This is a genomic window from Ectopseudomonas toyotomiensis (assembly GCF_900115695.1).
Lineage (GTDB): Bacteria > Pseudomonadota > Gammaproteobacteria > Pseudomonadales > Pseudomonadaceae > Aquipseudomonas > Aquipseudomonas toyotomiensis.
In genome coordinates this window covers 29,262-44,013 of the sequence record NZ_FOXK01000019.1, presented here as the reverse complement: position 1 = coordinate 44,013, position 14,752 = coordinate 29,262, and the positions used below count along the sequence as shown (strand labels likewise).

At 63.5% G+C, this 14,752-nt stretch carries 17 protein-coding genes and 1 pseudogene; 8 read left to right on the top strand and 10 right to left on the bottom strand.

The genetic code is table 11. The features are described from left to right. The 3 genes and pseudogenes from BM186_RS25385 to BM186_RS25375 form a co-directional block, all read right to left on the bottom strand. Positions 1-504 (bottom strand): annotated as a pseudogene (locus tag BM186_RS25385) (ABC transporter substrate-binding protein); the annotation flags it as partial. Between the two features lie 53 nt (positions 505-557). After that, the gene (locus BM186_RS25380) at positions 558-1,448 is read right to left on the bottom strand and encodes a TauD/TfdA dioxygenase family protein (protein ID WP_074919169.1); all 891 of its coding nucleotides are present in this window, start codon (positions 1,446-1,448) and stop codon (positions 558-560) included. 406 nt (positions 1,449-1,854) lie between these two features. Continuing rightward, positions 1,855-2,352, bottom strand: coding sequence for a winged helix-turn-helix transcriptional regulator (locus BM186_RS25375; protein WP_074919167.1), 498 nt, complete (start codon positions 2,350-2,352; stop codon positions 1,855-1,857). A gap of 214 nt (positions 2,353-2,566) precedes the next feature. Here BM186_RS25375 and BM186_RS25370 point away from each other — a divergent pair, with 214 nt between their 5' ends. Beyond that, a complete protein-coding gene (locus tag BM186_RS25370) occupies positions 2,567-3,193 on the top strand; it encodes a cysteine hydrolase family protein (RefSeq protein WP_074919165.1) in 627 nt (208 codons plus the stop codon). A 12-nt stretch (positions 3,194-3,205) separates the two neighbouring features. Beyond that, positions 3,206-4,414, top strand: coding sequence for an MFS transporter (locus BM186_RS25365; RefSeq protein WP_074919183.1), 1,209 nt, complete (start codon positions 3,206-3,208; stop codon positions 4,412-4,414). Positions 4,415-4,511: 97 nt separating this feature from the next. Here the strand turns inward: BM186_RS25365 and BM186_RS25360 are convergent, their stop codons facing one another. Together BM186_RS25360 and BM186_RS25355 are read right to left on the bottom strand one after the other, a co-directional pair. Continuing rightward, the gene (locus tag BM186_RS25360; RefSeq protein WP_074919163.1) at positions 4,512-5,744 is read right to left on the bottom strand and encodes a cytochrome c biogenesis protein DipZ; all 1,233 of its coding nucleotides are present in this window, start codon (positions 5,742-5,744) and stop codon (positions 4,512-4,514) included. A 66-nt stretch (positions 5,745-5,810) separates the two neighbouring features. After that, positions 5,811-6,074 (bottom strand): DUF2790 domain-containing protein, encoded by a 264-nt coding sequence (locus tag BM186_RS25355; RefSeq protein ID WP_064495362.1) that lies wholly within the window; start codon positions 6,072-6,074, stop codon positions 5,811-5,813. A gap of 213 nt (positions 6,075-6,287) precedes the next feature. Here BM186_RS25355 and BM186_RS25350 point away from each other — a divergent pair, with 213 nt between their 5' ends. The 4 genes from BM186_RS25350 to BM186_RS25335 all read left to right on the top strand — a co-directional run bounded on the left by BM186_RS25350 (position 6,288) and on the right by BM186_RS25335 (position 9,601). Next, the gene (locus BM186_RS25350) at positions 6,288-7,028 is read left to right on the top strand and encodes a response regulator (RefSeq protein WP_074919161.1); all 741 of its coding nucleotides are present in this window, start codon (positions 6,288-6,290) and stop codon (positions 7,026-7,028) included. Then, complete coding sequence (locus BM186_RS25345) at positions 7,025-8,332, top strand: ATP-binding protein (protein WP_093051973.1); 1,308 nt, start codon at positions 7,025-7,027, stop codon at positions 8,330-8,332. The genes BM186_RS25350 and BM186_RS25345 overlap by 4 nt, the downstream gene beginning before the upstream one ends. A gap of 119 nt (positions 8,333-8,451) precedes the next feature. Continuing rightward, positions 8,452-9,102, top strand: a complete 651-nt coding sequence (locus BM186_RS25340; RefSeq protein WP_074919159.1) for a ferric reductase-like transmembrane domain-containing protein — start codon at positions 8,452-8,454, stop codon at positions 9,100-9,102. 7 nt (positions 9,103-9,109) lie between these two features. After that, positions 9,110-9,601, top strand: a complete 492-nt coding sequence (locus BM186_RS25335) for an HvfX family Cu-binding RiPP maturation protein (RefSeq protein WP_074919157.1) — start codon at positions 9,110-9,112, stop codon at positions 9,599-9,601. A 59-nt stretch (positions 9,602-9,660) separates the two neighbouring features. On the opposite strand, the gene BM186_RS25330 is transcribed toward BM186_RS25335, so the two are convergent. The 4 genes from BM186_RS25330 to BM186_RS25315 form a co-directional block, all read right to left on the bottom strand. Next, positions 9,661-10,407 (bottom strand): HvfC family RiPP maturation protein, encoded by a 747-nt coding sequence (locus tag BM186_RS25330; protein ID WP_074919154.1) that lies wholly within the window; start codon positions 10,405-10,407, stop codon positions 9,661-9,663. Then, complete coding sequence (locus BM186_RS25325) at positions 10,400-11,242, bottom strand: HvfB family MNIO-type RiPP peptide maturase (protein WP_074919151.1); 843 nt, start codon at positions 11,240-11,242, stop codon at positions 10,400-10,402. The genes BM186_RS25330 and BM186_RS25325 overlap by 8 nt, the downstream gene beginning before the upstream one ends. Before the next feature lie 68 nt (positions 11,243-11,310). Continuing rightward, on the bottom strand, positions 11,311-11,766 hold the full coding sequence (locus tag BM186_RS25320; protein WP_074919149.1) for an HvfA family oxazolone/thioamide-modified RiPP metallophore: 456 nt from the start codon (positions 11,764-11,766) through the stop codon (positions 11,311-11,313). Positions 11,767-11,961: 195 nt separating this feature from the next. Then, the gene (locus BM186_RS25315) at positions 11,962-12,888 is read right to left on the bottom strand and encodes a LysR family transcriptional regulator (RefSeq protein WP_074919147.1); all 927 of its coding nucleotides are present in this window, start codon (positions 12,886-12,888) and stop codon (positions 11,962-11,964) included. A 113-nt stretch (positions 12,889-13,001) separates the two neighbouring features. Between BM186_RS25315 and BM186_RS25310 the strand changes: the two genes are divergently transcribed. Together BM186_RS25310 and BM186_RS25305 are read left to right on the top strand one after the other, a co-directional pair. Further along, complete coding sequence (locus BM186_RS25310) at positions 13,002-13,736, top strand: SDR family NAD(P)-dependent oxidoreductase (RefSeq protein ID WP_045735913.1); 735 nt, start codon at positions 13,002-13,004, stop codon at positions 13,734-13,736. Between the two features lie 69 nt (positions 13,737-13,805). Then, positions 13,806-14,015: a tautomerase family protein gene (locus BM186_RS25305; RefSeq protein WP_021488860.1), complete on the top strand. Its 210-nt coding sequence runs from the start codon at positions 13,806-13,808 to the stop codon at positions 14,013-14,015. A 164-nt stretch (positions 14,016-14,179) separates the two neighbouring features. Here the strand turns inward: BM186_RS25305 and BM186_RS26170 are convergent, their stop codons facing one another. Then, positions 14,180-14,578, bottom strand: a complete 399-nt coding sequence (locus tag BM186_RS26170) for a GGDEF domain-containing protein (RefSeq protein WP_241519901.1) — start codon at positions 14,576-14,578, stop codon at positions 14,180-14,182. Between the last annotated feature and the right edge of the window lie 174 nt (positions 14,579-14,752).

Below are 14,752 nucleotides of genomic sequence, written 5' to 3'. Positions count from 1 at the left end.
CTGCAGGGTGCGTGACTGGAAGCCGACGCCGGCGGCTGGCACGGCGATGCGATCCTTCTCGGTGAAATCGGCGATGGTCTTGACCTTGGGGTTGTTGCTCAGCAGGTAGTAGGGGAAGTTTCCCAGCGAAGCCACGCCCTTGACGTTCTGCTTGCCGTGGGTGCGATCCCAGACGGTGAGCAGAGGGCCGATGCCGGCACCGGCGATGTCGATGGCGCCGGACAGCAACGCATCGTTGATCGCCGCGCCGCCGGAGAGCTGCTGCCAATCGACCTTGATGTCCAGGCCATCGGCCTTGCCGTGCTTCTCGATCAACTGCTGGTCACGAACCACGTTGAGCAGCAGGTAGACGATGCCGAACTGCTCGGCAATGCGAATCTGCCCCTCGGCCTGCGCCGCCTGAGGCGCTGCCAGCGAGCCTGCCAGCAGGCTCAAGGCAAGACCGATACCGCTGGCCAGCCGGCCAAAACGCGGAATGAAGGGAAAGCGTTTACCTAGAGACATGGTGTGACTCCATTGGGATGCAAGCGAAAAGGGAATTAGGGTGTTGCGGTCAATCAGAACGGCACGTCACCCTGGATGGTCGTGCGGTGCATGCGCCGACGCAGGTGGCTCGGACAGCCCGTTGCCAGGTGAATCAGCGCGCGGTTGTCCCAGAACACCATGTCGTGGGGCTGCCACTGATGGCGGTAGATGAACTCGGGTCTGGCGCTGTGGGCATAGAGCTCGGCGAGGATCTGCCGGCTCTCGTCCTCGGGAATATCGAGAATATGGGTGGTGAAGTTCTCGTTGACGAACAGGCCCTTGCGCCCGGTTTCCGGGTGGGTACGCACCACCGGATGAACGACCGACTTGACCTCGGCCAGTTGCGCCTCGGTCAGTGTCGGGCGACGAATGCCGGCGAACACTTCATCGGCATAGCGCGCGGTGTAGGAATGCGCGGCACGTTTGCCTTCGGTGGCCTGGCGCAGATCCGCGGGCAGGGTTTCATAGGCCAGTTGCTGGCTGGCGAACAGCGTATCGCCGCCCTCCTCCGGTAGCTCCTGAGCCAGCAGCATGGAGCCGAGGCTGGGGAATTCCTTGTAGGAGAGATCCGAATGCCAGAACTTGCCGGCATCGCCTAGGCCTATGGGCTGACCGTTCTCGACAATATTGGAGATGATGAAAATTTCCGGGTGATCGGCCAGCAGAAACTGCTTGAGCACGTGGATCTGTAGCGGGCCGAAACGGCGGCTGAAGGCGATCTGCTGTTCGGGGGTGATGCGCTGGTCACGGAATACCAGCAGGGCGTGATCGAGATGGGCGCGATGGACACGGGCGAAGTCTTCATCACTGAGCGGCCGGGTCAAATCCAGGCCGATGATCTCGGCGCCCACTGGCGCATCGAAGGGACGAACTTCGAACGACTGTGCCAACGCCGCGGTGTTGGTATAGGCTACTGCCGACATAGAAAACTCCATGCAAAGGCGCCAATCGGCGCATCACTTTGACCGGCCGAGGGTTCGGCCATGTGTTCAGTGCGGCGCGCCGATTGGTCGGCAGGTACGCATGGAATGGAACTTTATAGGTATAAGAAAATTAATTTAAATATCAAATAAGAATATGCATATGACCTGTCAGCGAGTCGCGCCATCAGGTGTCACGCTCGCCGCCACTATCGCGCGCTTCGTCAGCCAGACAGTCGTTTGCCTTAGGCAAACAGGACCGGCATAGACCGCTGAATCAATCGCAGATAGCCGGCCTCGACTAGTAGATAGTTGTCGTTAAGAGGGTCAGCCATGGCCAATAACGGCCTTATAGAGTTCGTCTCCAATTCAAGCTACCCACCAGGACGGAAACGCTTCCTGGCCTCAGCTACTTCCTCTTGAAGGCTTCCCGGCGAGACTCGCGCTCGCCAAGGAAACGATTGCTGATCACCGCTTCCAGGTCCTTGCGCTCCACAGGGTCGCCGCAGTGAGGGCAAACGCTGGCCACGCCAACGTCATGGCCGCACGCGCGATGCACAAAATGCACGGCCAAGCCCTCATCCGGGTTCTTGCACCACTTCTCGCCCCAGGCGCGTAGCGCGTAGATCACGGGATAGAAGTCCCAGCCCTTGTCAGTCAGAAGGTATTCATAGCGCAGCGGCTTTTCGCTGTAGGGCCGGCGTTCGACTAGGCCGTTGGCTTCCAGCGCTTTCAGGCGCGAGGTCAACATCTGAGGCGTAGCTGCGGTCTGGATCTGCATTTCCTCGAAGCGTGTCGCGCCCATGTACAGCTCACGCATGACCAGAATGGTCCATTTGTCGCCCACCAAATCCACCGAGCGCGCCACCGGGCACACCGTGTCGTTTGTCTCATCCTGCATTGGCATAGCGCTGTTTTCTCTGTGGTAACTATCTTTTTCATAGTAACGCAACCAGGATCGCAATGCCTCACGCATCACCTCCCAAGGCCTCATTCCAATTGACACTATGATTTTCATAGTTAATATTGACCCCGTGAGGCTTACGCAGCGCCATGGGCAATCGAGGCATTTGCCCGTGCAGCATAAGTCCCAGCCCCACTCCTCTATCTGGAGCACCGTCATGAGCTACCCTGTGTATTCCCCGGAGCGGACCGCTCTGCTGCTGGTCGACCCCTACAACGACTTCCTGTCCGATGGCGGCAAGCTGTTTCCCATGCTCAGAAGCGTCGCGGACGACGTTCATCTGCTCGACAACCTGCGCACCACTGTTGCCGCCGTTCGAGCGCAGGCCATCCAGGTGTACTACGTGCCACATCGGCGCTGGCAGCCAGGCGACTACGACCACTGGGATCACCCCAACCCGACCCAACGCCTGATCCAGCAGCGCCACACTTTTGCCAAGGGCTCCTGGGGCGGCGAATGGCATCCCGACTTCGTGCCGCAGGAGGACGACATCGTCGTCCAGGAGCACTGGGGACAAAGCGGGTTCGCCAATACCGACCTCGACTTCCAGCTCAAGCAGCGAGGCATCACACACGTGATCGTCGTCGGCTTGCTGGCGAACACCTGTATCGAATCAACCGCACGCTTCGCCATGGAGCTGGGTTACCACGTCACACTGGTACGAGATGCAACAGCCGCCTTCAGCAAGGAAATGATGCACGCGGCGCACGACCTGAACGGGCCAACGTTTGCGCACAGCATCGTCGATACCCACGGGCTCGTGCAGGCCCTGCAGCAGCAGTGAATGGATGGCGCCATGTCTGTCTCTTCTTCAGCTCCGATGAGCGTTTCCAGTCGACTCGTCACCCTCATGGCCCTTTGCTGCGCGCTGGCCGTCTCGACCATCTACTATCACCAGCCGCTTCTGCCACAGATGGCCGCGTCGTTTGGCCTGGCGCCGACACAGGCCGGTCTGGTCGCCACGTTGACGCAGCTTGGCTATGCGGCAGGCCTGCTGTTCATCGTGCCGCTCGCCGATTGCCGACAGCCACGCCAGCTCGCGTTGCTGGCCATCGCTGCAAATGCCGTCGCCTTGATCCTCTGCGCCGTAGCGCCAAACTTCACAGTGCTGTGCGTGGGCAGCCTCCTGGTCGGTGTGACGGCAATCACTGCGCAGATCATCATTCCCTCCCTGTCGGGACTGTCCACTCTGGCTGAGCGAGGTCGCATCGTCGGCAGCCTGCTCAGCGGCCTCTCGGCTGGCCTCTTGCTGGCGCGCATGATTGGAGGGTTCGCCGGCGAAAATATGGGGTGGCGTGCCGTCTTCGTATTGGCCTCGCTCAGCGATGTGTTGCTGCTGATCATTGTTGCCAAGAGCCTGCCCGCCACTACGAGCCTGACGACGATAAGCTATGGCCGGCTCCTGCGTTCGCTGGGCAGCCTGGTCCGGGAGGAAGGCGTGCTGCGTTACTGTGCGGCGAGCGGCTTGCTTATGTTCGCCGCGTTCAGTGCGCTGTGGGCCTCGCTTGCCGCGCTGTTGGCACAACCACCCTACGGTTTCGGCTCTGCCACCATCGGCCTGTTTGGCCTGGTCGCGCTGTTGGGCATCGTCGCGTCACCCCAAATTGGCGCACTGACCGATCGTCTGGGCGTACGCACCCTGGCCATCGCCGGCGCAATGACCCTCGCCCTGGGTTTCGCCTGCATCGCAGCCGGCGGGCAAAGTCTTGGCTGGCTCATCCTCGGCATGCTGCTGCTCGACGTTGGCAATCGCGCCGGACTGATTGCCAACCAGGCACGCGTATTCACCCTGAGACACGAAGCTCGTAGCCGGCTCAACACCGTATTCATGGGGTCGTATTTTCTGGGCGGAGCGATTGGCGCTGCATTGGGGAATTACGGCGTACACCGAGCAGGCTGGATAGGCCTTGCCGCTGTTGGCATCCTGCTGTCTTGTGCGGCCATGGCGCTAAATGCTCTCGCCCCCCGCGAGTCGAGCTCGACGATGGGCGAGCTTCGCCCATGATCGATTCGAAGACGACGCGGCAGCGCACCTTCTGCTGGTTTGCTCAGGCTTCGAGCCCTGCCGTAAGTCGGCGTTGAATAATAGGCGGACACGTCACTTACCCAGCTGCGCCGTCCGCCCCAGCGCGCATATCCTTCATGCGCAGTAGCTCCTGAATGACGCGTTCCTGCTCTGCGTAATCGCCCTCGCCCATGTGCGCATGGCGAATATGCCCCTCGGCATCGATGAAGTAATGCGCGGGCCAGTATTGATTGCCGAATGCACTCCACACCTGATACTGGTTGTCGATCGCCACCGGGTGGCGGATGCCCAGTTGTTTGATCGCCTGACGGACATTGGCGACGATACGCTCATGGGGGTATTCCGGAGTATGCACACCCACGACCACCAGTCCCTGCTCGGCATAGCGCTGCGCCCACTGATTCACATAGGGCAGGCTGTTGCGACAGTTGATGCAGTCATAGGTCCAGAAATCCACCAGCACTACCTTCCCCCGCAATTGGGTCCAGTCCAGTGGCGCGCTGTTGAGCCACTGCGTAACGCCGCTAAGTTCAGGTGCCAATCCCAGGTCTGGCAGATGAACGGGCACGGCCGCTCGAGCGCTGCCGACCAACCCTTCGAACACACGAGGCACCACCTCGAGCACCCGGCGTTCCAGGGTGGACAGCAGGCCCGACATCGCCGGGTTGGCCAGTTGCGCATTGAGCCCACTGGCGATGCCGATGATCGCCAACAACGCCGCCGCACCGGTGCCGCGCCGCAGCCACTCGATCAGGCGCAGCGAGGGCCGCAACCGCCGTAACGCAACGCGTCCGAGGAAGATCAGGATCGCCAGCGCCACCGCGCTGCCCAGGCCGAAACTGAACAACAGCAGAGTAGTGTTCACGCTGGGCCCCTCAAGCATGGCCCCCGAAAGAATCAGCCCGAGTATCGGCCCGGCACAGGGTGCCCACAGCAAGCCGCTGGCAACGCCCAGCAGCCAGGCCGAGAGCGCAGGCGACAGGCGGCGGGCATCGCCCTGCAGGCGAGCGCCCAGCCACAGCCAGGGGCGGGATAAACAGGCGCTGACTCGCGCGGAGAGCAGCGCCAGCCCTGACAGCGTGAGGATCGCCAGGGCCAGGTAGCGGCCCCATACGCTGGCCTCGATCACCCAGTTGGCAGACACGGCCGCCAGGCTTGCCAGTGTGGCGAAGCCCGAGGCCAGCCCGAGCAAGGTCAGCAGGGTTGTACGGACGTTGCCACGGGTGCTGCTCAGCAGCAGCGGAATGACCGGCAGAATGCAGGGGCTGAAAAGCGTCAGAACCCCACCGAGAAAGGCGATGAGCAGCATGGTTACCTCGAAAACGCAAAAGGGTCAGGCCCGGCGAAACCGGGCGCAGCGGGCAAGGGCTGGGGTTCAGTTTTCGTTTTCGCAAGCCTTGGCCTGCTTCAGATAGGCCAATCTGCGCTTGTGGCCCTGGGAATCCAGGTAGTCCATGCGCGCCTCCACGACCTGACAACGCAATGACGGTACCTCTTCCAGCACCAGAACCTTCTGTACATCCAGTTGCATGCCGTAGTGGTAGCGTTCAACCGGGATCTGCTCTGCGGCGTGCAGGTTGAGGCTGCCAAAGGGCAGTACCAATGCCAGTACAAGGGAGGTGCGAGTGATCGCTTTCATGACAATCTCCTGATGATGGTGCGAGGGCGATGGGTCGCATCTGCCGGGCGCCCAATTGCACGTTCAGGAGGTATCGCCGATGTGTCCGGAGGGAAGAATGATTGCAGCGCCAGGTATCACCTGGGCACCCGGATACACTGCAATACAAAGGGCGGCGGGCAAGCGTCATCGAGCCAGATAGACTGGGCGCCGTCACTGCAATGAGAGATGGCCATGGAGCATGTCGATCACATCTTGATCGTCGACGACGACCGGGAAATCCGCGAACTGGTGGGCAACTACCTGAAGAAGAACGGCCTGCGCGTAAGCCTGGCCGCCGATGGCCGGCAAATGCGCGCCGTCCTCGACGGCAACGCGGTGGACCTGATCGTGCTCGACATCATGATGCCCGGCGACGACGGCCTGAAGCTGTGCCGCGAGCTGCGCGTGGGCAAACAGAAGGCCACGCCGGTGCTGATGCTCACCGCGCGCAACGAGGAGACCGACCGCATCGTCGGCCTGGAGATGGGCGCCGACGACTACCTGACCAAGCCCTTCTCGGCCCGCGAACTGCTCGCGCGGATCAACGCCGTGCTGCGCCGCACCCGCATGTTGCCGCCGAACCTGCAGATCAGCGAGAGCAGCCGGCTGATCGGTTTCGGTCAGTGGCGCCTGGACACCAGCGCCCGCCACCTGCTGGACGAGGTCGACACCGTAGTCGCCCTCAGCGGCGCCGAGTACCGCCTGCTGAGGGTGTTCCTCGACCACCCGCAGCGGGTGCTTAGCCGCGAGCAGTTGCTCAACCTGACCCAGGGCCGCGAGGCCGACGTCTTCGATCGCTCAATCGACCTGCTGGTCAGCCGCCTGCGCCAGCGCCTACTGGACGACGCCCGCGAGCCGGCCTACATCAAGACGGTGCGCAGCGAGGGTTACGTGTTCTCGCTTCCCGTGCAACTGATCGAGCCCAACGCATGATGCCCCTGCTCCGCTGGCCGCGCAGCCTGGCCACGCGCCTCACACTGATCTTCCTCACCGGCCTGGTGCTGGCCTACGGCCTATCGTTCGGCTCACAGTTCTACGAGCGCTACCTAACCGGGCGCAACGTGATGCTCGACAATCTGGAGAGGGACCTGAGCACCTCCGTGGCGCTGATCGATCGCCTGCCGGCCGAAGAACGTGCTAGCTGGCTACCGGTCCTGGAGCGGCGCAACTACCACTATCGACTGGACGGCGGTCTGCCCGGCACACCGATGTCCATGGACGACATGCCCATGGCCGTGCCTTCCATCGAACGGGCCATCGGCAAGCGCTTCGCTCTGCGCTTCGAGACCATCGAGGGGCCGCGCCCGCATTTTCAGGTACACATCCGCCTCAGCGACGGTAGCCCGCTGGTGCTGGACGTAACCCCCAGCAGCATTCCGGTGGCCCAGTGGCTGCCGCTGATGCTGGTTCTGCAGTTGCTGGTGCTGGCACTCTGCACCTGGTTGGCAGTGCGCACGGCGATTCGTCCACTGACCCGCCTGGCCCGTGCGGTGGACCACCTCGACCCAGACAACCCGGCGCCACCACTGGATGAGCGCGGCCCCACGGAGGTGCAATACGCGGCCCGCGCGTTCAATGCACTGCAGGGCCGTATCGCCGCCTACCTGAAAGAGCGCATGCAGCTGCTGGCGGCCATATCCCATGACCTGCAAACGCCGATCACGCGCATGAAGCTGCGCGTCGAGCAGATGGACGATTCGCTGGAGCGCGAGCGCCTGTGGAGTGACCTCGACGAGATGCAGCACCTGGTGCGCGAGGGCGTGGCTTATGCACGCAGCATGGAAGGCAGTCGCGAGGCGCTGTGTCGGGTCGATCTGGACGCCTTCCTCGATAGCCTGGTGCTCGACTACCAGGACAGCGGCCAGGCGGTGAGCCTGGACGGCCGCAGCGGCGCACTGATCGAGACGCGCCCGCACGCGCTGCGCCGGGTGCTGAGCAATCTGCTCGACAATGCCCTCAAGTTCGCCGGCAGCGCCCAGTTGCAGGTGAAGCGCGACGCACACGGCGTGCACCTGCTGGTGCTGGACGAGGGCCCCGGCATCGCCGAAGCCGAACTGGAGGACGTGTTCAAGCCGTTCTACCGGGTGGAGAGCTCGCGCAACCGCAGTACCGGCGGCACTGGTCTCGGCCTGGCCATCGCCCTGCAGCTGAGTCAGGCTCTGGGCGCCCGCCTGAGCCTACGCAACCGCGAGCACGGTGGCCTATGCGCCGAACTGGAGCTCAATGTAACGGGTTGAGAAGAGGATACAGAGCGATACAAGGCGGCCCTGAGCGGGACACACGCAAGATAAAGCAGTTGGCGAGCATGGCGGTCAACGCGGCACACAACGCGTCGCGCCCATCCAAGGAGCCTCCTATGACCCGATCCGCCACCTTACCCAGCCTGCACGGCTGGCGCCTATTCAGCCTGTTATCGCTGCTCGTCCTCGTCGCCACCGCGCTGGCCCTGCTCTGGCAGCCGCAGCTGGTAGAGGCACTGCGTAGCGCCATCCGCGTCACCGCGCGTACCTCCTTCGCCCTGTTCCTGATCGCCTTTCTCGCCTCGTCCCTGGCCCTCCTGCTGCCCAGCCCCACGACCCGCGCGCTGCTGCGCGAGCGACGCTACTTCGGCCTGGCCTTCGCCTTCTCCCACCTGATCCACGGCGTGCTGATCCTGACCTATGCGAAGCTGTTTCCCGAGGTGTTCTGGAACGGCCGCTCGGTGCCAGCGAGCATCCCCGGCTCGGTGGGCTACCTGTTCATCCTGCTGCTCAGCCTCACCTCCTTTCCCAGGACAATGAAGGCCCTCGGTGGTCGTGCCTGGAAGCTGCTGCATGGCACCGGTACCTGGGTGCTGGCGGCGATCTTCTGCCTGTCGTTCTACAAACGCATCCCGATGAGCCCCTGGTACGCGCTGGGCTTCGCCCTGATCTTCTCCGCCATCGTGCTCAAGCTCGTCGCCAAGCTGGCCCAGCGTCTGCGCCGTGAGGTACAGCCGACCCGCGCTCCGCTCGTCACTACTCGCTGAGGTCACCATGTCCAATACCGCCTTCACCCCACTGCAAAACGCCTTCTCCCGCCTAGACCGCCTCGGCGCCTGGGGCGCTAATCTGCCGTTGCGCCTGTTCCTAGCCTGGGAGTTTTTCGAAGCCGGCCTGGAGAAATGGTACGGGCAGAACTGGTTCGGCCAGCTGCAATTCCCCTTCCCCTTCGACCTGCTGCCGGCCGAGCTGAACTGGCAGCTGTCGATGTGGGTGGAGCTGATCGCGCCGCTGCTCCTGCTGCTCGGCCTGGGTACGCGCCTGGCGTCGGCAACGCTGATGGTGCTGACCATCGTGGCCATCGCCGCCGTGCACTGGCCGGCGCACTGGTCGAGCCTGGCGGAACTGGCCCTGGGCTACTCGATCAGCGACCACGGCCATGGCAACTACAAGCTGCCGCTGATCTACCTGGTAGCCCTGTTGCCGCTGCTGCTCGGCGGTGCGGGGCACCTGAGTCTGGACGGGCTGCTACGCCGCAAGGTCTGACCCATGAAACAAAAAGCCCGCGCACCTTAACGGGTGCGCGGGCATTTTATGGCCGCGGCTCAGGCGCCGAGACGAGTGCCCAGCACCACGCCCTGGCCGCGCAAGTCCTCCAGCAACGCCAGCCCGGCCGGCACGATTTCCTCCGGTGCAACGCCGATGGCCGCGGCCAGCCGCGCCAGATGCGCCCGGCCGCTGATAAGGCATTCCTGCAGCGACAGCAGCAGCGCATGAGCCAGCGGTGCCAGACGTGAGAAGTACACGTGACGGTCCGTATCACGCCGCGCCAGGATCAGCGTGGGCTGCTCCGGAGCCTGCTGCGGTAGATGGCCCGGGCCGATCTCTACCACTGGCCAGCGGTAGGCCAAGGGCATCGCCAGGGGCGACAACACCGGCACACCCTCGAGCAGGTCACCCTGCGGGTCGTGATGCGGCTCCGCCGCATCGCTGAGCAGCAGAACGCTCTCCACTCGCTCGTAGTGGGCCAACTCGGCCAGCCACGGCGGCAGGTCCGCAGCCCCACCGGTTTCCAGGTAGTCGACGAACTCGCTGCCCAGTTCGGTGAACAACGGCGTTTGGCAGCGATGGTTGGCGTAGAAGGTCGTTACCAGTGCCTGCCAGCGGGCCGCCCCCAGGCTCGCCCGAGCAACGGGGAAAGCACCGGCCAGCAGCGATTCGAGATTGCCGAGGAACAACTGCCGGTAGACCGCCAGACGCCGAGCCTCGATGCCCGGCGGGGGCGCGTGGCGTTGCGGGTCACGCACGTGGTTGGCCATGCGCATCAGTTGCTCATACAGTGCTTCAGCCATGGCGCACCTCCACCTGCACGGCACGCTGGTAGCGGCGGATCTGCCCGACTTCGGCCAGCAGCTCGGCCAGCGGTGGAAAGTTGAAATCCCGTTCCAGCAGCGTCGGCACCGCGCCAAAGCGCGCGTAGGCCTGCTCCAGCAAGCTCCACACATCACCCTTCACCGCCGCGCCGTGGGTATCGATTTTCAGGTCCGGCGCCTCGTCATAATGGCCGGCCACATGCAGGCAAACCACCCGCGCGGCGGGAATCGCCGCCAGGTAGGCCGCCGCGTCGTAACCATGGTTGATGGCGTTGACGAACAGGTTGTTGACGTCCAGCAGCAGATCGCAGTCTGCTTCCTCCAGTACCGCACGGAGGAACTCAATCTCGCTCAGCGCCTGGTAGGGTGCGGCGTAGTAAGAGATGTTCTCCACCGCGATGCGCCGGCCAAGCGCGTCTTGAGCCTGGCGGATGCGAGCGGCGACGTGACGCACTGCTTCGTCGGTAAACGGCAGCGGCAGCAGGTCGTAAAGCTGGCCGTCGTCCGAGCAGTAGCTCAGATGCTCGCTGTACAGCGGCACCCGGTGGCGTTCGAGGAACTGCCGGGTGCGGCGCAGTAGGTCGAGGTCCAGCGGCGCCGGGCCGCCAAGCGACAGGGACAGGCCGTGGCAGGTCAGCGGGATACGCTCGGCCAACGCGGCCAGGCAGTCGCCGTGGGCGCCGCCGACGCTGATCCAGTTGTCCGGAGCGCACTCGAGGAAGTCGACGCTGCCTGGCGCCATCGCCAGCAGCTCGGGAAGCAGAGCACGGCGCAGGCCAAGGCCGGCACCGTGCACCGAAGAATGAGCAGTCATTAGGCTTCTCCAGATGGACGAACGCCCTCCCAGTCGGTGACAGGGAGGGCGTGGTTACAGGGAACGGATCAGTCGCGGGCCTGGCTCATTTGGGTGAACAACTCGGTCGGCACCTTCTTGCCGTTACTGGTGTACTGGTTGCTGCGGAACTTGTAGACCTCGGCCTCGGACAGGTAGCCGTCGGCGTTGCTGTCCATGGCCTTGAACTCGTCGCTGCCGTTCGGCGCCACGGCCAGCAACTCCTTGAGCGAGACGCGGCCATCGCCGTCGGTGTCGGTACGGGCGAAGGAGGCATCGCCGCACTTGCCTTCACCGCATTTGCCTTCGGCCTGGGTCGCCTTGGCTTCGCCGCCACATTTGCCTTCGCCACACTTGCACTCCCCAGCCTTGTCGGCGGCGGCCAGCTGATAGCCCTGAGGCAGTTGCTCCACGGCGAAGGCGGTGGAGGCCAGGTTCATGCCACCAGCCAGGGCGACAGCGAGCAGGCCGATGCGGGTCTTGTTGGATACGGGAGTACGGGACATGGGAATTCTCCGGTGCTGAGCGCGATGGTGCGCGGATATGCCATGAGGCAGTTGGCCCGGAGAGGCCGCACGGCGCGGGCCACTCTCGGGTCCGGCTATTTGGCCGCGCATGTGTGTCGGGCACGTATCGATGGCCGGCGCGCTTTGTATGCCAGCACCACAGGGTGCGAAACCGATACAGAGTGATACGTAGGCTCAGACCTGAGCAGTCCAGCGGCGCTGCTGCTCCATGATGAAGTCGACGAAAGTGCGCAGGCGCAAGGGCATGTGCCGGCCATGGGGATACAACAGGGTGAAAGGTCGCGAGCGTCCGGCGAATGGCTGCAACACTTCGACCAGCGAACCATCCGCCAGCTCGCGCTCGACGATGAAGCGATAGGTCTGGAATAACCCCGCGCCGTGCTTGGCCAGGGTCACGCCGCCTAGCACATCGTCCGAGCAGACGTAGCCGCCCTCGGTGAGTATCTCCCGTTCGGTCCGATCCTCACTGAACAGCCAGGTGATGCGCCGGCCGCTGCTGGGAAGCTCGAACTGGATGCAGTCGTGCCGCGCGAGATCATCCAGGGTCTGTGGCGTGCCCGCTCGCGCCAGGTACTCGGGGGTGGCCACCACCACCAGCCGGGCATCCTCCAGCGGCCTGGCGATCAGCGTCGAGTCCGGTTGCGCACGCACACGGATGGCCAGGTCGTAACCCTCGCCGACGAAATCGATGTTGCGGTTACCCAAATGCACGTCAACCTGCACCTTCGGAAAGCGCCGGCGGAACTCGGGTAACAGCGGCAAGATGCGGTGATGTCCGTAGGTGGTGGGCAGGCTGATACGAAGGGTGCCGGAGGGCTCCTGCTGCTGGCCGGTCAGCGTGCGCTCGGCCTCTACCATCTGGGTAAGCGCCTGGCGGCACTGCTCGTAGTAACCGCGTCCGCCCTCGGTCAGACGGATGCTACGGGTAGTACGTACGAACAGTCGCGAGCCCAGGCGCTCCTCGAGCCGGCCGATCGAGCGGCTGACCGCCGCAGGGGTAACCCCAGCCGCCAGCCCGGCCGCGGTGAAGCTGCCCAGCTCCGCCGCCAGGCAGAACAGCTCGATGCTGCCGAGCATCACATCGTCGAATTGTCGCTGCATTAATTACACCATGTACTAACTGAAGTTCTCCGAGCCATATTTATCCACCTATACAACAAAAATATAGTCCTCCCAACGGCGCCACCTGGCGCCTCCTCATCGGGAGAATCGACATGAGCAACAGCAGAACGGTAGTCATTACCGGTGCCTCCAGCGGCATCGGTTTCGGCCTGGCCAAGGCCTTCCTCGCCAGCGGCTTCAACGTGGTCGGCAACGCCCGCTCCGCCGAACGCCTGGAACAAGCCAGGGAACAACTAGGCAGCCCCACCGCCTTCGTCGGCGTGGCCGGCGACATCGCCAGGCCGGACACCGCACGCCACCTGATCCAGGCCGGTATCGAGGCCTTCGGTCAGGTTGACGTGCTGGTCAACAACGCCGGTTTCTTCCTGCCCAAGCCTTTCATCGAGTACAGCCCAGAGGACATTGACGGCCTGCTGGAAACCAACCTCAAGGGGGTGGTCTACGCCTCTCAGGCCGCCGCCACGCACATGATCGAGCGGCGCCAGGGGCAGATAATCAACATCACCGCTGCTGTGGCGCTGCAGCCTAACCTCGCCGTGCCCGCCGCCCTACCAGTACTGATCAAGGGCGGCCTGAATCAGGTCACCCGCGCCCTTGCGCTGGAGCTGTCGCCCCACAACATCCAGGTCAATGCAGTGGCCCCAGGTATCATCGAGACGCCGATGCACGACCCGGCCAGCTTCGATTTCCTCAACGGCCTGCAGCCGGCAGGACGTATCGGCCGCGTCAGCGATATCGCCGACGCCGTGCTCTACCTGGCCAATGCCCGGTTCACCACGGGCGTGGTATTGCCGGTCGACGGCGGAATGAGTGTCGGTAAATGGTAATAGGCTGAACCTGACGGGGTGGCCCGCGCTTCCCCGTTTGAAGACATCCACCCACACAGGAGCGACATCATGCCCTTCGTCAGCGTCCGTATCACCCGTGACGGCGTCACCCGCGAACAGAAAGCCCAGGTCATCAAGGAAATCACCGAGACTTTGCAGCGCGTACTTAACAAGCAGCCCGAACTCACCCACATCGTAATCGAGGAAGTCGACACCGATAACTGGGGTTACGCGGGCATGACCACCACCGAGTACCGCAGCAAAAAACCACTGGGATGATCGCGCACGAGCCTTGGAGGCGGGGTCAGGAGGCGCAGACCAGTGCCTCCAGGGACGTACAAAGAAATCCATGAATGCGGCGCACCAATAGGTCGTCGCAAGTGAAATCCGGCATCAACAGGGTTAACGACGGGTGGCTGGCCGCTTCTGACTGAAAGCACTCGTTATAGCCCGTATATCTGCACCGACTGCTCTACTCCCGCCCACTCCACCCGATTCCTTCGACGCGTTTCTGCAGCAGGCGGATGCCGCCCTTTACCTGGGGAAGACGCCGCTCGCATGCGCTCGGCCAGTTGCTGGGCGCCGGTGCTGTCGGTGTCCAGGGCGATGACCACGAATTCCTCGCCGCCCAAGCGGCAGACCAGGTCGCTCTGGCGTGCCGTGGCCTTGAGCACAGCGGCGACGTGGCTCAGAACACGGTCACCGGCCTTGTGACCATGGGTTCGCGTAAGTTGAGAGGGGCAGGAGCCTAGCACTGGGTGGCGCGCAACGGCGCCCGCGCCTCTCTCTGCACTCCAGAAGCCGTCGGCATGGCATTTCAAACCAGCGAATCGTAGGCTCATGGCGTCGGGAAGGCAATTTGCCATTTATGCACGCCGGCAGGGGCAGCCTGGCTCCGCTGGCCTATCGCGCGAAAAAACAACGCCGAGTCGGCTGAGCCGGCTCGGCGTAAACGCAAACCCGTTTGCACAGGTTTATTACCGTCTTCAACGGTGGGCAGCTAGGACACAAAAAGA